This window comes from Sphingobacterium puteale, from assembly GCF_050986225.1.
Classification (GTDB): domain Bacteria; phylum Bacteroidota; class Bacteroidia; order Sphingobacteriales; family Sphingobacteriaceae; genus Sphingobacterium; species Sphingobacterium puteale.
In genome coordinates this window covers 3752919-3777652 of record NZ_CP158959.1, presented here as the reverse complement: position 1 = coordinate 3777652, position 24734 = coordinate 3752919, and the positions used below count along the sequence as shown (strand labels likewise).

The 24734-nt window shown below is 44.4% G+C and carries 11 protein-coding genes; 9 read left to right on the top strand and 2 right to left on the bottom strand.

Translation table 11 applies throughout. The features are described 5' to 3' along the window. Positions 1-93: 93 nt before the first annotated feature. On the bottom strand, positions 94-474 hold the full coding sequence (locus ABTV71_RS16010) for a hypothetical protein (RefSeq protein ID WP_433900249.1): 381 nt from the start codon (positions 472-474) through the stop codon (positions 94-96). Positions 475-785: 311 nt separating this feature from the next. Between ABTV71_RS16010 and ABTV71_RS16005 the strand changes: the two genes are divergently transcribed. From ABTV71_RS16005 to ABTV71_RS15975, 7 genes are all read left to right on the top strand, one after another. Then, complete coding sequence (locus tag ABTV71_RS16005; RefSeq protein WP_121122976.1) at positions 786-1070, top strand: hypothetical protein; 285 nt, start codon at positions 786-788, stop codon at positions 1068-1070. Positions 1071-1285: 215 nt separating this feature from the next. Next, on the top strand, positions 1286-3259 hold the full coding sequence (locus tag ABTV71_RS16000; RefSeq protein ID WP_433900248.1) for a glycoside hydrolase family 97 catalytic domain-containing protein: 1974 nt from the start codon (positions 1286-1288) through the stop codon (positions 3257-3259). Positions 3260-3297: 38 nt separating this feature from the next. Continuing rightward, positions 3298-7314: a two-component regulator propeller domain-containing protein gene (locus ABTV71_RS15995; protein ID WP_433900247.1), complete on the top strand. Its 4017-nt coding sequence runs from the start codon at positions 3298-3300 to the stop codon at positions 7312-7314. A 348-nt stretch (positions 7315-7662) separates the two neighbouring features. Continuing rightward, positions 7663-10752 carry a SusC/RagA family TonB-linked outer membrane protein gene (locus tag ABTV71_RS15990; RefSeq protein WP_433900246.1) on the top strand — a complete coding sequence of 1030 codons (3090 nt, stop codon included), beginning with the start codon at positions 7663-7665 and terminating at the stop codon, positions 10750-10752. Between the two features lie 15 nt (positions 10753-10767). Further along, on the top strand, positions 10768-12483 hold the full coding sequence (locus tag ABTV71_RS15985; protein WP_121122982.1) for a RagB/SusD family nutrient uptake outer membrane protein: 1716 nt from the start codon (positions 10768-10770) through the stop codon (positions 12481-12483). Positions 12484-12585: 102 nt separating this feature from the next. Then, a complete protein-coding gene (locus ABTV71_RS15980; RefSeq protein ID WP_433900245.1) occupies positions 12586-14487 on the top strand; it encodes a family 43 glycosylhydrolase in 1902 nt (633 codons plus the stop codon). A 33-nt stretch (positions 14488-14520) separates the two neighbouring features. After that, the gene (locus ABTV71_RS15975) at positions 14521-17022 is read left to right on the top strand and encodes a sugar-binding domain-containing protein (RefSeq protein ID WP_433900244.1); all 2502 of its coding nucleotides are present in this window, start codon (positions 14521-14523) and stop codon (positions 17020-17022) included. Between the two features lie 5 nt (positions 17023-17027). On the opposite strand, the gene ABTV71_RS15970 is transcribed toward ABTV71_RS15975, so the two are convergent. Next, entirely contained in the window at positions 17028-19391 is a 2364-nt protein-coding gene (locus ABTV71_RS15970; protein WP_433900243.1) for a beta-L-arabinofuranosidase domain-containing protein, read from the bottom strand. Between the two features lie 564 nt (positions 19392-19955). Between ABTV71_RS15970 and ABTV71_RS15965 the strand changes: the two genes are divergently transcribed. Beyond that, positions 19956-23063, top strand: a complete 3108-nt coding sequence (locus ABTV71_RS15965; protein WP_433900242.1) for a SusC/RagA family TonB-linked outer membrane protein — start codon at positions 19956-19958, stop codon at positions 23061-23063. Positions 23064-23079: 16 nt separating this feature from the next. Then, positions 23080-24684 carry a RagB/SusD family nutrient uptake outer membrane protein gene (locus ABTV71_RS15960; protein WP_433900241.1) on the top strand — a complete coding sequence of 535 codons (1605 nt, stop codon included), beginning with the start codon at positions 23080-23082 and terminating at the stop codon, positions 24682-24684. Positions 24685-24734: the final 50 nt, after the last annotated feature.

The window sequence follows — 24734 nt, the reverse complement described above, 5'->3', positions numbered from 1 at the left end:
AAAAGTAGCTTTTATGCATTGATTGTTTTCAAATTCCCAATGATTATATCAATAGCTACCTAACAGGTAAACAAAAAGTTTACCTGCCAGACTCTAATCTTTTAAGACATTTGGTGTTAGCAATAGCGGAATATTTCCAATTATTTTTGTCCAATATTTCTTAGCCTCCTCACGTTGATTTTCATTTTCTAATTGATCAACATGAATCGAAATTGTCGTTTTATCACTCTTCTGGGAAGGAATAAACCTGATTTGCAAGCTTGCGCTTTCCTTGAACCCAACGTGTTTCCATTTTGTACGTATATGAGAGTATTCTTTAAAAGTTGTAAAATCCTGTTCAACTCCTTTAGACCAATATTTTAAGCCCTCTTTTGAAAAGAAGAGTTTCCATATACTTTCTAAATCTGATGGGAATGTTTTTCTGACTCCGAACTGCCATCCTGAATCTTTTGTTAATCCAATACGTTTTATCATGTTTTTATACACTAACAAATTATACTCTTATTGATCTTTTTTAAGCAAAATTCCAACGTTTTTAAGATACCATTTGTTTTCAATATGAAATTATTGAACAAATATTTTTTTACCGCATGCGATTAATCAAAAACTTGATTTGTCACAGGATGATTTGCAGTAAGTTATATTGTTGTGATTTCATTCTTGCACTAATATAGAAGTATTATTTCATATTATATCCTTTAACTCTCAAGTTTGCACGCCAGAGCCACCCCGAATATCCTCTTAAACCGCTCAGGCCAGAAGTTGAAAAGTCTGCAGCTTTGAGCATGAAAGTAAAAGATAGCGGGGGAATAATCAAGACCAGAAAGGTTGCTTTCCTTGTTGATAATGGAGCTAGCAAATCCTTCATAGATAAAATGAAAACTGCACTTGAAAGGGAAGGGGCAGAAGCCGTTCTGATTTCATCTCATGCAGGAAAGATCCGGTTTAAGGAAGGAACAGAAGAAGATATTAAGCATTCATATCTTACTGAAACATCCGTTTGTTACGATGCATTCTTCACACCAGCATATCCATATTGCATTTATCGCTATTGGATGAGAGGGAGATAGTGCAATTTTTAAAACATTCTTTTATATTCTAAAAAATAAACGTTAATTTGACACTAATTAATTTAATCTACCGTAATGAAAGCATTAATACAAATGGGAAGAGTTATAGCCGATCGTTCTGTATTAACAATCTGGAGTATCGCTCAGATGGTATTGTAAAATAGATTAATGCAATGACGGAAGGTTCTTTTTAATGACATAGATTGATAAAATGTATGAAATATAAGATTAATTTATTAACCATAACGAAGCGAATGGCCCTTAACGCATTGTTGATAATGCTATTTTCGGGGCTGCGTGCACAGGAACTGCGGGTAACCGGACCAGACGGGAAATTGGAAGTAAACTTATCGTTAGAGAAGGGCAAACTTTATTATCGCGTGAACCTGGCTGGACAGGAGATGTTAGAAAATTCGCCCTTGGGCTTGGTAGGCGAAAAGGTGGATCTTGCCAGTAATCTTCATTTGATAGCTTCTGAAACAAAGACAATTGACCAAAAGTATGAGGAACCTAAAATCAAACGTAGACTGGTACATTATCAGGCAAACGAATTGTTGTGTACATTGGAGAATAACTTGAAACAACGGCTTGTTGTGATTTTTAGGGTCAGCGATAATAATATTGCTTTTCGCTATGGTATCCCGCAGGTGGCTGAGCCCGCGAATTTTCGTGTCGAGGAAGAAATGAGCGGCTTTAAATTTCCGGATTCAACCACGACCTTTCTGACTGCGCAGGCTACACCAATGATCGGCTGGAAGAAAACAAAACCGAGCTATGAAGAATCCTATGTACCGGATCAGGCGATGGGAACACCTTCGAAATACGGCGTTGGTTACACTTTTCCGGCGCTTTTTCATGTAGGGTCCAGAGGTTGGGTATTGCTTTCGGAAACCGGATCAAATGGAAGTTACTGCGGGACAAAGCTCAGTGAAGGCACAAAAACAGGTTTTTATAAAATTGCCTTTCCTGAGCAAGGCGAAAATAACGGCATTGGCGACGCGGCTCCAACACTGGCACTACCGGGCTTTACGCCCTGGCGCACCATCACTGTGGGCAGTACCTTAAAACCGATTGTGGAAACCACGGTCCCTTTCGATGTGGTCGAACCGCAGTATGCCGCCAGTAAGCCTTATACCTTTGGCCGCGCCACTTGGAGCTGGCTGGAGTGGCAGGACGGCAGTATCAATTTCGAAGATCAGCAGAAATTTATTGACCTATCTGCTGCCTTGGGCTACGAATTTGTCCTGGTGGACAACTGGTGGGACAAGCAGATCGGACACCAAAAAATCGAGGAACTCGCGGCCTATGGCCGGGAGAAAGGGGTGGGCCTCTGCCTTTGGTACAACTCCAACGGATACTGGAACGATGCACCACAGACGCCGAAAAATCGGATGAATACGGCCATCGCACGTAAAAAGGAAATGGCCTGGATGCAATCTGTCGGCATCAAGGGAATCAAAGTGGATTTCTTTGGCGGTGATAAGCAGCAAACATTGCAGCTGTATGAAGATATTCTTACGGATGCGAATGAATACGGACTGACGGTAATCTTCCATGGATGTACCTTGCCCCGTGGCTGGGAACGTATGTATCCTAACTTTGTGGGAAGTGAGGCGGTATTGGCATCCGAGAACCTCATCTTTACACAGGAGGCAAATGATAACGAAGCTTTCAATGCGACTTTACATCCCTTTATACGGAATGCAGTAGGGGCCATGGATTTCGGTCCAGTACTGCTCAACAAAAGGCATAATCGGGAAAACAATGGGGGCACGACCCGCAAGACAACGGAAACATTTCAGCTGGCAACGGCTGTATTATTCCAGACTCCGGTACAGAATTTTGGACTTACACCCAACAATCTACTGGAGATGCCCGCGCATGTCATTGACTTCATGAAGCTGGTGCCCACCGTTTGGGATGAGACGCTGTTCGTGGATGGTTATCCCGGAAAATATGTAGTACTGGCGCGACGGCAAAATGAGCAGTGGTATATCGCCGCAGTGAATGCCGAAGGGAAAGAGAAGTCAATTGAGGTTGCGCTACCCATGCTTTCTGAAAAGGTTGCGCAATGCATCAGCGACAACAAGTCAGGCAGGTCGGAGCAAAAAACGATCCGCCTAAGCCAGGAGAAAACGGTCAGATTGACTTTACAACCGGGTGCCGGGGTTGTATTGTACGGAAAATAGTTTTTTATTTCTCTTTTTTTGCTTTTTTTTGTCGTCCCATGAAGAAATTGTTGCTAGTTCTCATCTTAATAGGGCAATGCCTAACAGTATCTGGACAGGTGGATCGGACTCATTTTTTTTCGCTTCGCGAAGGTCTGACAAACCAGCAGGTGCTGGATATTGTACATGACGACGAGGGCTTCATGTGGGTTGCGACAGAACTTGGATTAAACCGATTTGCTGGCAAGTCATTTAAGCCTTACTATGCTTCTAAAAAGAAAGATGGGCACACCGTTAATAGTAATGAGATCAATACGCTGCTCCATGACGATAAAAAACTGTATATCGGCACACGCGCTGATGGTCTGAATGTTCTTGATTTAAAGACAAATAAATTCAGCTATTATGTGCATGATCCGGCTGATCCAAAATCCATTGCTACAAATGATATTACGGATATGATCCGTGCGAGAGATGGCGGTCTATGGCTAGCGACTTATCATCAGGGGATTCAGCATTTCGATCCGGTCAGAAAAGAATTTCAACACTTCAATAGAAGCAATTTACGGGACCTTCCGGAAAACAGTATATGGTCCTTGGCCGAAGACCGGAAAGGAATGCTCTATGTGGGCCATGTCAAAGAAGGATTGACGATCCTGGATCCGGTACGTCGATCTTTAAAACACTTGACTTACCAAAATTCGGGAGCTGAATTGCCTGATAACGAGGTTAAAGTTTTGTTTTGCGATCAATATGATAATATCTGGATCGGCACTCGGAAAGGGCTTGCCGTCTACCATACCTCGAGTGGTCAGCTAAAGCACGTACCTTTGGCTACCTCGTCTAAAAATGGAAATGAACCCTTTATTTATGCCATTAAAGAAATTGGAGGTAAACTTTGGATAGGAGCAGAATCTTCCCAGCTTTTTGTCATACAACCGGGTTATGGATATGACAAAAGGGTCGAAGGAGCCGGGCAAATACAGCTTTTTGACCTTGGAAAGGGAAATAATGCAATGGTTCAGCATATCACACCGGACAAATTTGGGAATGTCTGGCTCGCAGTATATGGCGGTGGCGTCGGCGTGATCAGCCATATCAAACCTTTTTTTAATGTTTTCCCGACAGGAGCTATATTGCCGGATCAGCTGGCAACAGTGAGTAATATTGTCGTTCGGAATGCAGACGCAGTCTGGTTGACGACCGAAGGCTCCGGAATCGTAGAAATGGGGAAAAATGGCAGATTACGCAAATGGATAACACAAAAGAACGGTAGTCCTGATGATTTTATATTGGCTTCATTCAAGGATCATAACCAGCATGTCTGGTTAGGTTTACGCAAAGGTGGTGTTGCAGTTTGCTATGCCGGATCCACCACATGGCATACGATAGACCTGGGTGAACCCGTATCGGAGGTTCGCGCGATTTATGAAGATCGCCGTGGTGCCATCTGGATTGCTGCATACCAAGGCCTGTTTATCTATGACCCGCACAATCGTAGCGTACAGAAATTACTGATCAACGATCCGATGCTGGGCGACTATGCGCCTCGTGCGCTTGTCGAGGACGGGCAGGATAATATCTGGGTGGGAACCTATGGGCAGGGGCTCTACGTGTATAATGTTAATCGACAGCTGATCCGGAAAATGGATAGCGGCAATGGATTGCGCAACAATACCGTCAATCATTTGCTACGCGATAAAAATAATAACATCTGGATTGCGACCAATCAGGGAATAGCTTTGCAGGAAGCGCAACGCAGAATTGGTGAATTAACAGTTTTGATGCCTCCGGGAGATGACGCCTGGCTATTTGTCAATGGCCTTTCGGAAGATCAAAATGGGCATATCTGGTGTTCGACCAAGTCGGGAATGCTACGCTTTTTACCGAAAGAAAAACGCTTTTTGCAATACGATCAGTCATTCGGCCTGCCATTGGGAGGTTTTATAAACGGAAGTGTGGGGCGGGATCTGGCAGGACAGCTCTATTTTGGGATGCAGGACGGCATATGTTATTTTGACCCGAATGAAATCCCTTCAAAACTGCCCAAATCTCCGATTCGCCTAAGCCGCTTTATTGTTTTCCGTTCCGGCGAATCGAATGCACAGGAAGACAAATATCTTACATCATCCGATGAAATCAGGCTTGATCACAACGAGAATAGCTTTCGTATCGAGCTTGCGGTCATGGACTATGCGCTGGATGGATTGGTCGAGTTTGGATACCGGCTTCAGGGACTGAATAACGACTGGATTTTTCTGGGCAACGAAACGAACCTTGATTTTCGGAATATTCCCTATGGAGATCATGAACTGTTGATTCGCACACGCATGAAAAATGGGGAATGGGCCCAGTCATACCAACGTTTACTGATTAAGATTAAACCACCCTTTTATCTGAGTCTGCCCGCAAAAGTCACTTATTTTCTGATCTTTTTGCTGGTCATTTATACCCTTATTTTCTTTTATATCAAAAGAATAAAAGCCGAGTCTGAACTGAAACTCAAAGAGCGACAGCACCTTCAGGATGAACGCTTGCATAGCGAGCGCATGAATTTCTATACCCATATCACGCATGAACTCCGTACACCATTGACGCTCATATTGGGACCGCTGGATGATTTGTCTCACGATGAGCAATTATCTCCTAAAAACAAAGGATTGGTGCATACCGTTCAAAAAAGTGCCAACCGGCTTTTTACTTTGGTGAACCAGCTTTTGGAGTTCAGGAAGGTGGAATCTCAGTTTAAACCGCTTGTATTGGAAGCAGGAACCCTAAGTGAAATGCTTACCGACATCGTAGAAAAGTATAAAACCTTAAATAACAAACCAAACCTGGAGATTGCTGCAGATCTGCCCCAAACAGATTATCGTACCCTATTTGATGCCGAGATCATCCAGTTGATTGTCGATAATGTATTGTCTAATGCCTATAAGTATACGGAGTCGGGATATATTAAGTTGGATCTAAAATACGAGCAATCAAATTTGGCCCACTGGGCGGTATTGTCCATTGAAGACACGGGGCGCGGTATTCCGGCGGACCATATCGATCGAATTTTCGATAAATTCTATCAGATTCCCGGCGCTGGAATCCACGGGACAGGCATAGGCCTGGCCCTGGTCAAGGAACTGACGGCTATCCATCAGGGCAAGATCGAGATTAAAAGCGTGGAAGGGGTGGGAACTACGGTATCAGTCCGGTTTTTAGCAAACAAAGTCGGCGTTGATAGCCCGAAAATAGTGGAATTGATCGCCGAATCTGATGATATCGCGATGGACATCAGTCGCCCATTGATTCTTTTGGTTGAAGATGATCCTGACTTACGCGCCTATCTGGGGGATACCTTGTGCGCAAATTACGAAGTTTTGCTTGCTGAAAATGGAGTGGTTGGATTGAACATTGCACAAAATAGGATACCTGATCTTCTGATAAGCGACATTATGATGCCTGATATGGATGGTTTTCTGCTGGCCGAAAAATTGAAGGCGGAGCGCTCAACGAGCCATATCCCATTGATCCTGTTGACGGCGAAGGATACGGATCTGGACAGGCAGCGGGGCTATGACCTCGGAGTCGATTCGTATCTCACAAAACCGATCGGCGCAACCGTATTGCTTAAACGTATTGATAACCTATTGCGCAAACAGAAAGTCATGAACAATGCTGTTCTACAGAAAATCAAATTGGATCAGCCAACGGATTTTGTAGAAGACCGGCAAACAGAAAAAGATGAGTTATGGCGTGAAAACGCATTTGTTCAGGATTTTGTGGCGATCGTAGAACAGCATATGCAAGATGAGGTATTGGATGCGGCTACCCTCGCGGAAAAGATGAATATGAGCCAATCAACCTTGTACCGTAAATTAAAAGGGATTACAGGAAAGAATATCAATCAACTTGTACGTAAAATACGGATACATAAAGCCGCTGAGCTGTTACGGTCGGGCGCATACAACGTAACCGAGGTTTCGTTTATGGTCGGTATCAATAGCGCTATTTATTTCCGGCAATGTTTTAAAGAAGAGTTTGGTCAGCTTCCTTCGGAATATCAAAAGTCGGGTGCGAAGAGTTGAACGACGCACCATCTTACTTGCTTTATGCCATTAAATACCTAACAATAGCTAACGCAACCTTGGCGATAAAAGCGTTCCTGCCTCGGCATTAGCTGATGAGGGAGCGAGATGAAAAACAGGTCAATTTTTATTGAAAAGCTGCTTTTTGACCGAAAACTATATGGTATTTGACGGATTTGTATATGGTCTAATGCTTTAAAATCCCCTAAGTTTGACGATATAATCAATTATAAATCTTGCAGGAAGTAGCAATGCATCTGATGTAACCTATGTAAACCATCGCTTATCATCTTCACTGTCTATTCTGGCAAGATTGTATTATTTACTGTTTAATTCGTATAGAAATTTATGAACAACCTAAAAATTGTTTCTTTGTATACGGTGTTGAGCGTTGCGCCAACATTGTTATACGCCCAGGGGAAAATTTCGGGACAGGTCTTGAATCAGGCCAATGAGCCTATCGTAGGTGCAACTGTAACGATAGAAGGCGGAGGTAAGGGGATTTCAACAGACAAATCGGGGAAATTTGAACTGAATGCCGCTAAAGGGGTACTTGTTGTCTCTTTCATCGGCTACAAAACCTATAGACTCCCCTTGAACGAAACTACAAATCTGACCATTCGGCTTGAAAAAGATGACCGTGTGCTGGAGGATGTCGTGGTGGTGGGTTATGGCACGCAAAGAAAAGCGACGTTGACGGGTTCCATATCTGAAGTGAAGGGCAAAGATATCGTGAAAAGTCCACAACCTAATTTATCCAATTCGCTCGCCGGACGTTTTTCTGGCGTGGTAATCAACAACCGGAGCGGTGAGCCCGGTTATGACGGTTCATCCATTACGGTACGTGGACAGGCAACTACAGGAAGTAATGATGTATTGGTTGTCGTAGATGGTGTACCCGGACAAATAGGTGGCCTGGAGCGTCTGGATCCAAACGATATTGAAAGTATTTCGGTTCTGAAAGATGCTTCAGCGGCAATTTATGGTAACAGGGCAGCAAATGGGGTTATTTTAGTCACGACCAAACGTGGAAAAAGTGGCAAACCTTCAATCACCTATAGCGGAAATCTCGGTGTCAGTTCGCCGACACGGTTGCCTAAAATGGCTGATGCCGCAACTTATGCCATTTTAAGGAACGAAATTGCTTATGGAAATAGTTCTTCCGGAGGAATGAATCAGATTTATTCAGCAGAACAGATTCAAAAATTTAGAGACGGATCTGATCCACTGTTATACCCCAATACTGATTGGGCAGATGTCACCTTGAAAAAAGCTGCAATACAAAGTCAGCACAATCTGTCTGTCGCAGGCGGGACCGAAGATGTGCGATATTTTATGTCTTTGGGTTCGGTCTATCAGGATGGTTTATACAAAAATGGGGTCACAAAATATAAGCAGTATAATTTCAGAACAAATCTCGAAGCCAATGTAACCGATCGTTTTAAGGTCGGACTCTCTCTTTCGGGAAGACAGGAAGACCGTAAATTCCCCATCGCATCTGCCGGAGATATTTTTCGTTCCATATATAGAGCTTATCCTACAGTAAGCGCATATTATCCAAATGGCTTACCGACGCGTGGCATTGAGGGATCCAACCCCGCCTTAATGGTCACGGATATCGGTGGGACGGTAGATAATCCCAAACAGGTGTTCAATGGCATACTCAAAGCGAGCTATCAGCTTCCTTGGGTACAGGGCCTATCCGTAGATGGTTTTCTTTCGGTTGACAAATCCGCAAATTTTAGCAAAAACTTCAGTGTGCCCTACGTGTTAAATGCGTATGACCCGGCAAAAAACACTTACGAAGAATCTATTGTCGGCGGAAATAACAATAAGGCTACATTGACCGAATCACATACCAATGAATCCTTGATTACAAGCAATATAAAGCTGAATTTTGAACGTAGCTTTGGTGCCCACGCAATCAATGCTTTTGTAGGATATGAGCAAAGTAAAAGGCATTTGGAATATTTTGACGCGCAGCGTTTTAATTATCTTTCCAACCAGTTGCCTGAATTATCACAGGGTGGTTCCGCTGCGACAGATTACCTCAATTCAGGTTATAGCTCAAATTATACACGGCAAAGTATCATAAGTAGATTAGCTTACAATTATAACGAGAAGTACTTGTTTGAAGGGCAGCTCAGGGCAGATGGTTCTTCGATTTTCCCCGCAGGCAAGCGCTGGGGCTATTTCCCTTCGGTATCCGCTGGATGGCGAATCAGCAAAGAAGAGTGGTTTGCCGACAAGATCGGATTTTTAGATGACCTGAAACTTCGCGCCTCTTATGGTACCCTTGGTAACGATAATGTGGATGGATTCCAGTTCTACGATAACTATACCCTGGTAGGAAATGGTCTGGTCGCGCTGCTAAATGAAAAAAGCCAGATCGAACCCAATGTCAAATTGGCGAAATTAGCCAATCCTGATATAACCTGGGAGGTGTCCAAGAAGCTGGATATCGGATTGAATGCGCAATTTCTTAAGAATTTTACGATAGAGGCCATTTATTTCAAACAAAAGAGATCGGATATTCTGACAGAAAGGAATGCGTCGATACCAGCAACCTCAGGTATTGTCAATCCATACAAAGAGAATAGTTCCAAACCGCTTGTTCCTTCGGAGAATATTGGTAAGGTGAATAGCGAAGGATTTGAAGGAACCTTATCGTATCAAAGGCCAGGCGATTTTAGCTGGGGAGTATCCGGAAATTTTACCTTTGCCAAAAGTAAAATTATCTTTATTGATGAGGCCAGCGGCACGTTGGACTACCAACGTCAGACGGGAAGACCATTGGGAACCTATCTGCTCTATAATGCGATTGGACTAAACCGAAGCGAAGCAGATCTCAGCGTGTCGCCACAGGCGCCCGGAGCACAGGTCGGGGATCTGATTTATCAGGATTATAACCAAGATGGTAAGGTTACCGCAGATGATATGATCCGGACAAAATATGGCAATATTCCCCAGATTACCTATGGTTTCAATTTGAATGCGGCTTACAAAAATATGGATATATCTATTCTTTTTGCCGGGCAGGCTAAAGTAAGTCAGCACGTGCTTCCAGAGTCAGGAACTGTAGGAAACTTTTACAGTACCTGGGCCGACAATCGTTTTAACGAAGTCAATAACCCGAATGGAATCTATCCGAAAGTTTCTGAACGCGCCTCTTCAGCCGTGAGCGGTGGCTTATATAATAACACCTTTTGGTTGAATAATGCGTCCTTTTTGCGTTTAAAAAATGTCGAGATAGGATATACTTTGCCTACTGAGGTCTTATCGAGGCTGAAATTGGGCGGGCTTCGATTTTATGTCAACGGATTTAATCTCTTGACCATCACAAAAGTGAAGGACTATGATCCGGAAGGGAATAGCGGTAGCGGTCAATTCTATCCGCAACAACGTATTATTAATATAGGTGCAAATTTGAAATTTTAAGGAGGAACCTCAGCGATGAAATTTATAACTAAATATATAGTGCCTTTGGCCTTGGGATTGACCGTATTTTCGGCCTGTAACAAAAATCTATTGGATGTAACGGCGACTGATCGGATATCGACAGAAGCAATTGAGGCAGATACAGCTGTCTTGGAAGCTTTTATTATCAACAGGTACATCGGTGAAAAGATTATATCAAATGAAGCGGATGGGACGAATCCTGGATTTGGACGCGGTTTTGAATATGCGCTTTGGTCCTCACTATCTGATGAGTCCATGTATACCAATGATGATAACACCTGGCTAATTATTCGGGGGCAGTTGTCTCCTGAAAATTTAGGTGCCGCTGGATCACTTTGGGCACGTAGTTACCGTAGTATCCGTGAGTGTAATTATGCAAAAAAAGTGCTGTCTACTATTCAGATAAGCTCTTCACACAAACGGCATCTCGAAGGTGAACTACAGTTTATCAGGGCATTTCGGTATCACGATCTCATCCGGAACTTTGGTCGCGTCGTCCTGATGGGCGATACCGTGTATGGCCTGAAAGATAATTTAAACACGGTAAGCCTTTTCGAGCGGAAGTCTATGCAGGAAGGAATGGATTATGTGATAAAAGAGCTGGACGAGGCGATCGAAAAGCTGCCCCAGGATAATAGTGACCAGATCTGGGTGAAAGGCCGGGCAACGAAAGCCGCTGCCATGGCATTAAAATCAAGATTACTGCTGTATGCAGCGAGCCCACTGTATAACGTGGGAAGCTGGGCCGCAGCGGCCCAGGCAGCACAAGACCTGATTTCGCTAAATAAATTCAGCCTCTATACAGCGGGGTACCAATCGCTATTTTTGGTTGACCGGAACCCGGAAACTATTTTCGCCCGTTATTATACCAAAAATGCCAATCATGTGCATTTGGAGATTGCCAATGGACCAAACGGCTATGGTGGTTGGGGAGGAAACACGCCTTACCAAAATCTGGTGGATGCTTATCAGATGAAAAATGGTCAAGCCCCATTTAATGAGGATGGAACTGTAAATACAGCTTCAGGATACGATCCCAATAACCCCTATATCAATCGTGATCCACGCTTTGATGCAACAATTCTACACAATGGTTCGATGTACAGAGGACGCGCTGTTGAAACATTTACTCCAGGTGGACAGGATAGCAGGGAGGGAAGGGATAATTGGAATACATCCAAAACCGGTTATTATCTACGCAAGTTTATGAATGATGCATATCCGCTGGAAAACCCATGGGGAAATGCAGGATTTCAACCCTGGAATTATTTTCGTTATGCCGAAATTCTACTAAATTTTGCAGAGGCGGCCAATGAGGCCTACGGCCCGGATGTACTACCCCAAGGCAGTACTCTTACCGCTAGACAGGCCTTAAATTTAGTTCGGACAAGACCTTCTGTCGAGATGCCTGAAATCCCCGTTGGAAAATCGAAAGATGAATTTAGAAAACTGTTGCGTTACGAACGCCGGATAGAGCTGGCCTTCGAGGAACACCGTTTTTATGACGTAAGGAGATGGAAAATCGCCAACATAACAGAGAATGCGCCAGCTGCCGGAATGACGGTAACAAAAGGAAGCAATGGGCTTACCTATACGCGAAAAGAGGCATTATCGGGCCGCCGTTTTGAAGAAAAACATTATTGGCTTCCGATACCGCGGGCAGATATTTTGTCCTCGAACGGACAACTGGAACAAAATCCAGGTTATTAATGTTAATCAATCAAAAAAAGACATACGCGATGCGCTGGGACCTCTTTCGGAACCAGCGCATTGTTGTCAGATCAAGCAACCTTTTACTAAATTATTTTATACATGCGATTTACGGTTATAGCATTTTTATTGATAAATATTGCGGCATCGGCATACGCGCAGGCCTATCGCCATGGGCCTACCGAAAAGGATTTTGCCGGTTATTTATTTGCTTATTTTAAGGGTAATGCGGTGGCCGATGAAGCGGTCTGTTTTGCCATTAGCACCGATGGTTATACGTACCGTGCGCTGAACGGTAACCGTCCGGTACTGGATTCGAAGACCATCAGTAAAACCGGAGGTGTCCGGGATCCGCACATCCTTCGGGCTGAAGATGGAAAGACTTTCTATATGGTACTGACCGATATGACCTCCGCCAAAGGTTGGGATTCCAATCGCGGTATGGTCCTGCTAAAATCGCAGGATCTGCTGCACTGGTCCCATCGGGCCATCGATTTCCAGCAGCGATTTACTGGGCAGGAAGATCTGAAGCGCGTATGGGCGCCACAGACCATTTTTGATGCGGCAGCAGGAAAATATATGGTCTATTGGTCCATGCAACATGGGAATGGTCCGGATATCATTTATTACGCCTACGCGAATAAAGATTTTACCGATTTTGAAACAGAGCCAAAAGTGCTCTTCATGCCTAAAAATGGCAAATCCTGTATTGATGGCGATATTATCGAAAAGAACGGACTCTTTTATCTTTTCTACAAAACGGAAGGGCACGGCAATGGGATCAAACTTGCCATGACGGACTCCCTGACTTCGGGAAAATGGATCGAACAGCCTGGTTATAAGCAGCAAACAAAGGATGCCGTGGAGGGATCAAGTGTTTTCAAGCGAAACCAGTCGGACCAATATATCCTGATGTATGATGTGTATGGTAAAGGAAAATACCAATTCTGTATTTCCGATGATCTCGATCGTTTTAAAGTGATCGACCAAGAGATTGATATGGATTTTCATCCCCGTCACGGAACCATCATACCGCTTTCCAGAGAGGAGCTGATTCGGTTGACGGCAAAGTGGGGCAAACCCAAGGATATACCATTTGCGTTCAAAAAGAACCCTATTCTGGACGGTTACTATGCAGACCCCGACATCTTGTATGCCAAAAAGACCAAACGATATTATATCTATCCCACAAGCGATGGCTTTGATGGCTGGGGTGGCTTCTATTTTAAGACTTTTTCTTCCGCCGATCTGATCCATTGGAAGGATGAGGGTGTCATCCTGGACCTTAAAAAAGAGGTTCCCTGGGGACCGCGTCATGCATGGGCGCCAACGATCACCGAGAAAAAAGTTAAAGGCGACTATAAATATTACTACTATTTTACGGCGGCGCAGAAAATCGGTGTCGCCGTAGCGGATCAGCCAACGGGGCCCTTCAAGGATTCGGGTAGGCCCTTGATCGACTTCAAACCTCCGGGGGTAACCGGCGGTCAGGAGATCGATCCCGCGGTGTTCAATGATCCCAAGTCGGGTAAAAGCTATTTGTATTGGGGGAATGGTTACCTTGCGGTTGCCGAACTAAATAAAGATATGGTCTCCATCAAAAAAAATACAATAAAGGTATTGACGCCCGACAAAACATTTCGTGAAGGGGTATATGTGATCTTTCGCAATGGAATATACTATTTTCTTTGGTCAGAAGATGATACCCGCAGCGAGAATTACCGGGTTCGCTATGGGACATCAACCTCTCCCTATGGGCCAATCCAGGTGCCTGAGAACAATCTGATCTTGCAAAAAGATCCGGCGAAAGGAATCTATGGTACTGGTCATAACTCGATCTTGCAGGTTCCCGGAACCGACGAATGGTATATTGTCTATCATCGATTTAATTATCCAAACGGGATCAGGATGGGGGATGAAGCTGGTTTCCATCGGGAAGTATGCATGGATCGGCTTTATTTCGATGCGAATGGCCAGATCGTACCTGTAATTCCAACCCATTAATAGCAATCAGATCAACTTAAACGACTACATAACATGAGTATAATAATTAAAAATATAGCGATCCTTGCGGCGTCAGTTTTAACCGGGCTGAGCTCCGTTTACGCCCAGCCGGGTTTTGGTGTCGCGCAGCGTATCAATGTAGACTGGCAGTTCCAGTTAGAAACCGCAGGAGCAGGGCAAAGCGCAACAGCACTAAACGAGCAGGCCTGGAAATCGGTTAGGCTACCCCATGACTGGGGCGTAAAGTACCCCTTGAGTCCAAATCTGGCCAGCGCCACGGGATATTTACCCGGGGGGATAGGCTGGTACCGAAAACAACTGGCCATACCTGCTGAAGACCAAGGAAAGAAGATCTTTCTTTATTTTGAGGGTGTTTACAACCGCAGTGAAGTTTTTGTCAACGGCAAATCTGTCGGCAAGCGCCCCAATGGCTATGTATCATTTTCCTATGATATCAGCCCGTACATTGAATTTGGGAAGGAAAATACCATTGCGGTCAAAGTCGACCATAGCAAAAGCGCGGATTCGCGCTGGTACACAGGATCCGGAATCTACCGCGATGTTTGGCTCGTCAAGGCCGATCGGGTGCATCTGGATCAATGGGGAGTATATGCCTATCCGGAAATCAAGGGCAGGAAAGGCGTGCTCAATACCGAAACTACGGTGGTCAACAGTTCGTCCCAGCGTAGCGCTGTTACCGTGCAGCAGGAGCTCATCGATGCCGAAGGTAGGCTTGTTGAGAAAAAATCCGGGCAGCTTACGATCGCTGCTGCTGATAGAGCACGCCTGGATCTGAAATTGACAGCATCAAATCCAAAGCTGTGGAACTTAGCGCAGCCCATACAATACACCTTGCGGACAACAGTATGGCAAAATGGCAAGCAGATCGATCAGTCCGAAGTAAAGACAGGCTTTAGGACTTTTACCTTTGATCCGGATAAAGGCTTTGCCTTAAACAAGCAATGGATGAAAGTAAAAGGTGTCTGTTTGCATCACGATGCCGGTGTACTCGGTGCCGAGGTGTACCCTGAGGTGTGGCGGCGGCGGCTGCTCACACTGAAATCGCTTGGTGTTAACGCCGTGCGTACGAGCCATAATCCACAGGCAACCTCACTTTATAATTTATGTGATGAGCTGGGGCTATTGGTCATGGATGAAGCATTTGACGAATGGGAATTTCCGAAGCGCAAGTGGCTACAGGGCTGGAACGTCGGCACACCGGGTTTTGAAGGCGCTTATGATTTTTTTGAAGAATGGGGGGAGCGGGATTTGGCCGACATAGTCCAAAGAGACCGGAATCACCTGTCGATATTTGCCTGGAGCATAGGCAATGAAGTGGATTATCCCAATGATCCCTATTCCCATCCGATTTTGAATGGCGAGAAAAAAGAAGGTGGCTTTACCCAGGCCTCTTATGGCGGTTATAAGAAAGATGCACCGGACGCCATGCGTTTGGGGGATATTGCCAAACGTCTGGTTGCTGTGGTAAAAAAATACGATCGCAGTCGGGCGGTAACAGCAGGCCTGGCGGGGGTAGCGATGTCTAATGAAACGGCCTACCCCGGAGCACTTGATATTGCGGGTTACAATTATACGGAGAGCCGATATCAGGAAGACCACCAGCGTTACCAAACGCGTGTCATCTATGGCAGTGAAAATCGGCATGATCTTCCGGCCTGGCTGGCTGTACGCGACAATGCGCATATATTTGGACAGTTCCTGTGGACGGGAATCGACTATCTTGGCGAATCGGGCCGTTGGCCTTCGCGTGGTTTTTATTCGGGCTTACTCGATTTTGCTGGCTTTATCAAACCCAGGGGATATTTTCGCCAGTCTTTGTGGGCAGAAAAACCCATGGCTTATTTGGGAACCTATCCATTGGCCGGGGCAACTGGTACGACAGATGTGTGGTCCGCTTTGGAAGCTCAGCAGGAACAACAAAAGAATGAAAGACCCTCCATGGATGCCTGGCCGATCTGGAATTATCAGGACGGGCAGCTTATCCGGGTAGTCTGCTATACCAATAGTGCTGCAGCCCAGCTAACACTGAATGGACAGACCGTGGGTGATGAGAAAAAATACGATGAGAAAACAGGAATTGTCTTTTGGGATATCCCTTATGCCCAAGGCAAACTGGAAGTGATCGGGCTGGACGGCAATGGCAAAGAAGTTGTTCGCCATGCGATTCAATCGAGCCAGCGGCCGGCATCCATTCAGGCGGTGCTTGTTGGGGATCCGTCGATTAAAGCAGGGGAGCTGCTACAGCTCACGGTGCAGCTTGTCGATGAAAAGGGCGTTCCCGTGGTTCTTTCGGAAGATGAAATTACCTGCGATATTGCCGGGAATGCGCGTTTATTGGGTATGGAGGCCGGAAATAATGCTGATATGGGCGATTATACGGATAATAAACAGCGGGTCCATCAAGGCAAAATGATCGTTTATGTACAATCAACGGGCAAAGCGGGTGACCAGATTACCATTCGGTTGAGCTCCCCTTGGCTGAAAGCCGCCACGGTATCCTATAACGTTAACTGATGGGCTTATTCATCCGAGCGGAGTGTTCGTATTTCTAAAATTTTATGACTGGGGGACCTTGATGTCCCCTTGATTTTTACCTCTATTGTCGACATAGCGGTACTTCCTTTGGGAAGCTTTATGCGCGAGGTTGTAATAATAGCACTGCTATCGGTGCTCTTTAGGGTTTCAACAAGGGTTCCATTGACGATGATTTCGGTACTCCGCAGCGCAGTATCTGTCATAAATTTCAGGTATAGTGCACTAGCGTCTGTATTTTTTAGCTGGTAACTGAACCAGCCGGTGGTTTCACGCCAACGCGTATCGTCTGTACTTCCGGCCTTGCTATTTTCTTCCTGAAAGAAGTGATCCGATTCCGGCTGTTGTTCACCTGCAATCACCTTGTCCACCGTGATTGCAGTGAGGGCAAGGCTTTCGCGTTCATCCCTTTCAATTTTATCCTGCAGGAGTTGAAGTTGGCTGGCAGTTGTTTGTGGCCAATATAGAATATATCTACTATCATGAAGTCCATAGAAAGGTTCAAGTTCCATGTTTAGTGTGTCTTTCCCTTGACGAAGTCCTGTGAGTGTAAAATGCAATGGTTTGCCTGGGATCGGATGAATAAGTGTCGGGATCGCTTTAGGATCAGTCACAAGGATAGGGATATCGCGCAATGGGATCTGTCTTCCGGATGCGATATGGCCCATCCGGCTATCGCCGGCCTTTAGTCCTGTGAGATCACTTGTTCCCGAACGTGCAGCGAGCACAACCGGCCCATAGGATATGTTGTAATAGTTACTCTGATCAGCCAATTGTTCAATCTGGATTTCCATTGGCAATTCCATACGCAGACGATCTCCGGGCTTCCAAGTACGTTTTATTTTGATATGCGTTTCCGTGGAATCCGTAATGGGATAAGATTTTTCGTTTATTGAAATAGTTGGCTTAGTTTTCAGCCATTTAGGTTTACGTATATAAAGAGTAAATTCATGTTTATTTTTTGAATTAATTATCAGCGAGGTATATGGATCCTCCGGAAAGTTGTTGTTCTGAATGATCTCGATTCCCTTTTCTTTCCAATTTAGTCGAGAGGGAACAAAGAGATTGACGTACAAGTCATCCTTTGTATGTGCATAAATCATTTCACCATACTTGGCATGGTTTTCCATTCCAGACCCCACGCAGCACCACATACTCGTCTGTGGTTGTGAGTAGACGCGATAATGTCCCGGACGGATTTGCGTAAAGTAGACCAATCCACCGTGTTCGGGATGTTGGGTAGATAAAATGTGATTATATAATGCCCTTTCATAAAAATCCATATACTTGGCCTGTTGATCTGTACGATACAGCATTTTTGTGAGCCTGAGCATATTGTAGGTGTTACAGGTCTCGGGACCCTCGATGCTATGAACCATCTTCGAAAAATCGTTTGTAGGATTAAAGTGTTCACTGACACTATTCCCTCCGATGGCAATGGATCTATGCAATACAACGTTATCCCAGAAATAGCGTACTGCCTCGGCCCATTGTATATCGTTGGAGAGTTCTGCAATTCGTGCGAAGCCCAAAACTTTTGGGATCTGTGTATTGGCATGTAATCCCGTTAATTTATCTTGATGTTGTTTTAAGGGGACCAAGATGGATTGGTGAGAAAATTTTCGCGCAAGCTCCAGATATTTGGGGTTTTGAGTAATTGCAGCGACATCTGCAAAAGTTTCATTGAGACCACCATGTTCACTGCGTAACATGTCTTGTATTTGATTGTCAGATAGTTGGGAGACCAGTCTCACAGCCCAATCAGTCATCTCGATAAGCATGGTCTTAGCGGTTTGATTAGCCGTCAGCAAGTAGACATCACGCAATCCAGCGTAGGTTTTATGAATATTATAAAGCGGAACCCACTTTCCATTTAGACTAAAAGTGTTTGAATGGATATTACCCATATGAATTTCTTCCCAGATGCGTTTACCTCCCGGCACACCGCCAATATAGCCATTTCCATTTGCTTGCTGACAGCGCCGCAAGGTTATAATCATATAATCAAGTCGTTCTTTGATCCGCGGATCGTCAGTTGAAGCGTACATGTGGGAGAGTGCAGAAAGGTAATGACCACCGATATGACCGTCCAAACCAGTGTTTTCCCAGTTCGTGTAAGATTCTTTAATGACCGGTAAGCCAGCTTCCCTTAAAAACGGGGCAAGTAGGCGATCAGGATCCATTGCCAATAAGTACTGCAAATCAAGTTGTTGTGCATGATAAAAGGGACACGGTAATAATCGAATATCCTTTAGATCGAAATAGTTTAGCTGTTTGGGTGTCTGTGCAAATAAAGAAGAACAAAAAGCGAATACAAAGATTATTTGAGAAAGACTACTATTTAATTTCATTTCAAATTTAAGGTATGTAATCAGCTGCATGTAAAAGTATGCAACAAGTTGGTTATTGGAAAATATGAAGTATTGTGTCGTTAAATCAAAGATATAAATTACCAAACGATTTTTAAATGTTTTTTTAACATTTATTTTGTTGCTATATTAAGGAACCTGTTGATCCTTTAATTTGGAGCAATTTTATCAGAGGAATATGGCTGTAAGTCTTATTGATGTTATATTGATTACACCTCCTGCGAGTCGGAATTTGCGAGAATGATCTGAACTTGTCTGAAGAAACCGGGATTAATCTGTTATTTACTAGTTTTATACATTTTTACCCTTCTTTTAATTATTTGTTGCAAGGTCATTTTTTTGAAACCTATAGCTTTGCTTTATAACCAATTGGCGAATGGCTAGCGCATTCCTAGGAATGCTCCGAGAAAGGAAATAATGAATCTTTAGCAATGCAACTTGTATTTTTTTGCCTACAGTCAGCAGGCTAGTAATAACCAATTCGTTTAAATAAATAACCAAGTACGCGCCTCTAGGGGCAAAAAGACATTTATCTCAGATAAGATTATGAACAGAAATTATGTGTCTTCTTTCTTTTGTTTTCCTAAAGAAAGGAACAGGAAAGTGAAGTGGTTGTTAATGGCTTCCATGTTAATGTCCATTGGACGACTGTCTGCCCAAGAAAAAGTCGTTCATGGAAAGATCGTAAGTGATCAGGGAAAACCGATTATCGGGGCATCGATCAAAGTGAAGAACAAAACTCTCAGTACCTCAACCAACGAGAAAGGCGAATTTGTACTCAAGCTCAATCCGGGCGAAATCCTTATTGTATCCAATGTAGGGTATAATCATGTCGAATATGTAGTCGGCAATTCTTCAGAAATCAGTATCCCGCTTGTCTCTTCGGAAATTGCAGTAGATGAGGTTGTGGTGGTGGGCTATGGTAAGCAGAAGAAGGTTGATCTGACGTCTTCTATTGCCGTGGTGGACACCAAAGATCTTGTCAAAGTTCCCGGCGGAACAATTGCCACGCTTCAGAGTGCTGTACCCGGGGTGCAGGTAACCAATGGCGCCGTCCGCATCCGTGGTGTTGGATCCATTAACGGCACGGATCCGCTCTATGTGGTTGATGGGATGATCGGCGGCGCTATGCCGGATGAAAATAATATTGCCAGCATTCAGGTGTTGAAAGATGCTGCATCCAGCGCCATCTATGGTGCCCGTGGAGCCAATGGCGTTATTTTGGTCACCACAAAACGGGGTAAAGCGGGGGATGTAAAACTCGATTACAATGCTTTCGCCGGCATCAAAAATATTTCCCACAATGTCCCCCTGTTGAACGGACAGCAACTGGCCGAATTGATTAATGAGGAAATGTATAATAAAGATCCTTCGCGTAAAGACTATTTGGACGCTCTGTCTAAACCGTCAGCCATCGGGCAAGGGTATAATATGATGGATGAACTGTTACAGACGGGAAATTATCAAAGACATAATCTCTCGGTCTCTGGTGGTTCTCAAAATGCCAATTTTCGGCTGAGCGGTATTTATGCAACAGATAAATCCATTATTATTCAGGACAAGAATAAGTATTATGGAGCCCAATTCATCTCTGATTTTACCAAAGGAAAACTTAAGATAGGCGAAACACTTTCCTTAGGCTATACCCGCCGCAACTGGAGTGACAAAAATATCATCGATGCGCAAAAGTGGTCCTCCACATTACCGTTATATGATGCCAATAGTAGCACCGGATTTGCAGGAGCAGGGAATGGAACAGATGTACAAAGTGCTTTGGCAAATGCTTATCTTAACAAAAATGTCAATGATAATTTTTCGGTAAACGGCAATGCTTGGGCTACCTATGAGATCATCAAAGGACTGATTTATAAGTTTAATATGGGCGTAGATCTTAGCCGTGTACGGAATGAAGGCTATATCGGTAACTACTCCGTTGGTCAATATCAGAACCATAGCCCGGATGAACTCAATATTTCCAGCAGTCAGAATAATCGTTGGCTATTTGAAAATACGCTGACTTACGAAAATAATTTTGGTAAACATGCGATTTCGGCTTTGGCAGGGATCACCTCGGAAGAATCGCGATACAATGCTGTAAACGCAGGTGCCCGCGGTTTGCCCAGTCCAGATGTTTTGATACTCAATTCGGCTTCCTTGGCAAGTTCCCGCCTGGTGGGCTCAGGTGTGGGGCAGTCGGCCATGTACTCCATGCTGGGACGTGTCAACTATAATTATGACAATCGTTACCTCCTGACCTTTAACATGCGGCGCGATGGATCGGCCAACTTCAGTAATCAATACCGCTATGGAAATTTTCCTTCGGTATCGGCAGGATGGCGGATCAGTCAGGAATCCTTTCTGAAAGCATTTCCCGCTATCAGCGAATTGAAGCTCCGTGGTAGCTATGGGCTCCTGGGTAATTCGGATATTGCGCAATATCAATATCAACGGACGGTTAGTTTCGACCATGTCTGGTATTACCTGAACAATGTGATGGTGACGGGAGCGCTGCCACAGACGCCTTCCAACCCGAATGTAAAATGGGAAAGTCAGTATTCAACTGACCTAGGTCTCGATCTCGAGCTCTTTGATCACAAATTGGCTTTGACGGTCGATTACTATAATAAGAAGACGGAGGACATGCTGATCAATGTACCCATTTCGTTCACTGCGGGCTATGTCAACAACTTCCCCGTGCTGAATGCCGGCAGCATACGAAACCGGGGCTGGGATATCCTGGCATCCTACAAAGATCAGATCGGTAATTTTGGCTATCATATCGGTGCCAATATTTCTTTTGTGAAAAACCGCGTCCTGAGCCTGGGTAACAATAATGAAATTCTATGGGGAAGTATTTCGCCTGGGGGAGAAAATGTCACCAGGACCGCCGTTGGCCGTTCGATAGGGGAATTTTGGGGCTATACCACCGACGGTTTATATACCAGTCAGGCACAATTGGATGCCGATAAAGCTTTTGCACCAAATGCAGCACTGGGTGATGTGCGCTTCAATGACCGAAATGGAGACAAGGTCTTAAATGATCAGGATAAGGACTTTCTGGGAAGTCCAATACCTGATTTTAGCTACGGTTTCAATGCGGATGTCAACTACAGCAGTACTATTGGGATCTTTGACCTGTCGATGATCTGGCAGGGAAGCCAAGGAAACGATATCTACAACAATAGCCGCTACTGGGGCGAGGGAATGTATCATTACTACAATAATTTTGCCTCAACGTTGGATCGATACCGCGCAGAAGAACTTGTCTTCAAAAATCCGGTATCCGGTGAAACGACCGTTTATCCAAAAAATACAGATACCAATATTCCTCGTGCTGTACTCGGAGACCCGAATCAAAATTTAAGGGCATCCAACAGGTTTGTGGAGGATGGTTCTTATCTGCGGCTGAAAGTCGTCAACATTGGTTACAGTTTTTCAAGTCCGAGACTTGAACGCTGGAAGATCGACCGATTGCGGTTTTATGTCGGCGCAAAAAACCTACTGACCTTTACCAAGTACTCGGGTTATGATCCTGAGGTGGGATCGGGTGATACACGCTCCAATCTAAGCCGTGGTATCGATGGACAAACACCATGGGGACTGAGCTTCCCAAATTCAAGAGAGTATTTTATGGGGATTCAATTTACATTCTAACCACTTTATCGACATCATGAATAGACACTATATAAAACTAGCAGCTGCTGTTTTGTTGATACAGTTTTCGGGCTGCAAACCGAATCTGGATCTCTCCAACCCGCAGGAATTGTCGACAGACACCTATTATAAGACAGCAGATCAATTGGAAAACTCAGTCATACCTGCCTATCAGGCTCTAATCGGCCGTACGCAGGGGGGATATGCACGTAGTTTGTATTACGAACTTTTGGCTCCTGGGGACGATTATAACCATACCTTCAAATGGGAACCTATGTATCAGGATAGCTACAATACCCCTGCAAGTGACGGGATGGCCGCCCAGACCTGGAGAGATTTTTGGAACGGGGTGTTCGCGGCAAATTTAGCCATCGACCGTATTCAGAAGTTTGAGGGTGAAATAGACCAGAATAGAAAGAATAGACTGTTGGGAGAAGCGCATTTTTTGAGAGCGCTGAACTATTTACACCTGGGAATGCTGTTTGGAGAAACCATTCCGCTAATGAATAAACCTGTTGAAACAAATGAAGATTATTATCCAGGCAACGCACCCACGGGTGCAGTATTTGCGCTGATTGTGGATGATTTTAAGAAAGCATCAGAATTGTTGCCAACGCGCGCAGCACTTTATGCCGACAGTAAAATGATCGGTAGGGCAACCAAAGGTGCTGCTCAGGCTTATCTAGCTAAAACTTACCTTTATAAACCCATCCTAGCAAAAGGACAAACCGCAGATTTTGCAAATGCCGAGATCCAATTGAAAGGCGTTATTGAAAGCAAGGAGTATCAATTGATGTCTTCTTACAGAGATAATTTTTTGGAAACGAAAGAGAATAATCAGGAGTCTGTTTTTGAAATACAGCTTTATAATGGTCCAGGTTGGCTAGGGGACGATATTTCGAGTTCATGGCGCTGGCAGGAAATCGGAATGTTTGACGGAACAGGTGGGGCCTGGTGGAATCTGGCGCCCAATAAAATGGCTCATGATGAATTTGAAGATGGAGACCCTCGTAAATATATGACGTTATGGTGCGAGAATGGCGCAAAGTTTACACAACTGGATGGTAAGGTCACGAACTATACAGACTGGATGAAAAACCTGGCGACCAATAAAGATTACTTTGGTACCCGGAAATATTGTCCGGATGTTCAGATAGCGGACTTTGATAATGGCAACAATGATCGTATTTTTCGCTATAGTGATGTGTTGCTACTGTATGCTGAGTGTCTCAATGAACGGGGGGATGTTACAGGAGCGAAACAATACATCAACCTGGTGCGTAAACGCGCCAATAATATCGTCCCCGATGAGCAGCCACACCTGTGGTACCAAAAATCCAATGGGACAATTCCCGATGTGGATGGGTTGCTCGCGCAGGGTTTAGTAAAAAATGGTGTTTCATTAAACACGGTCAAAAATATCATCGTACATGAGCGATTCGTCGAGTTCTTGGGTGAATATCAACGGTATTTTGACCTTCTGCGTTGGGGTATGGCTGATCCCGCCTGGCTGGAGCCTTTAAAGAAAGGGGGCTGGTCGCCAAAAGCCATGTACTATCCTTTCCCGCAGGCAGAACTGGACAATAACAAAAATTTGAAAGGGAATGACATGAACAATTGATCTGGGAAAATATATGTTTTTATTTATTCATAGTTAGTGTTAGGTGGAGG

Bases quoted from the DNA above. Each gene is read 5' to 3' on its own strand.
- ABTV71_RS15975 (WP_433900244.1), top strand. From the start codon at position 14,521: ATGAGTATAATAATTAAAAATATAGCGATCCTTGCGGCGTCAGTTTTA.
- ABTV71_RS15970 (WP_433900243.1), bottom strand. From the start codon at position 19,391: ATGAAATTAAATAGTAGTCTTTCTCAAATAATCTTTGTATTCGCTTTT.
- ABTV71_RS15960 (WP_433900241.1), top strand. From the start codon at position 23,080: ATGAATAGACACTATATAAAACTAGCAGCTGCTGTTTTGTTGATACAG.
- ABTV71_RS16005 (WP_121122976.1), top strand. From the start codon at position 786: ATGAAAGTAAAAGATAGCGGGGGAATAATCAAGACCAGAAAGGTTGCT.
- ABTV71_RS15965 (WP_433900242.1), top strand. From the start codon at position 19,956: ATGAACAGAAATTATGTGTCTTCTTTCTTTTGTTTTCCTAAAGAAAGG.
- ABTV71_RS15980 (WP_433900245.1), top strand. From the start codon at position 12,586: ATGCGATTTACGGTTATAGCATTTTTATTGATAAATATTGCGGCATCG.
- ABTV71_RS15985 (WP_121122982.1), top strand. From the start codon at position 10,768: ATGAAATTTATAACTAAATATATAGTGCCTTTGGCCTTGGGATTGACC.
- ABTV71_RS15995 (WP_433900247.1), top strand. From the start codon at position 3,298: ATGAAGAAATTGTTGCTAGTTCTCATCTTAATAGGGCAATGCCTAACA.
- ABTV71_RS16000 (WP_433900248.1), top strand. From the start codon at position 1,286: ATGAAATATAAGATTAATTTATTAACCATAACGAAGCGAATGGCCCTT.
- ABTV71_RS15990 (WP_433900246.1), top strand. From the start codon at position 7,663: ATGAACAACCTAAAAATTGTTTCTTTGTATACGGTGTTGAGCGTTGCG.
- ABTV71_RS16010 (WP_433900249.1), bottom strand. From the start codon at position 474: ATGATAAAACGTATTGGATTAACAAAAGATTCAGGATGGCAGTTCGGA.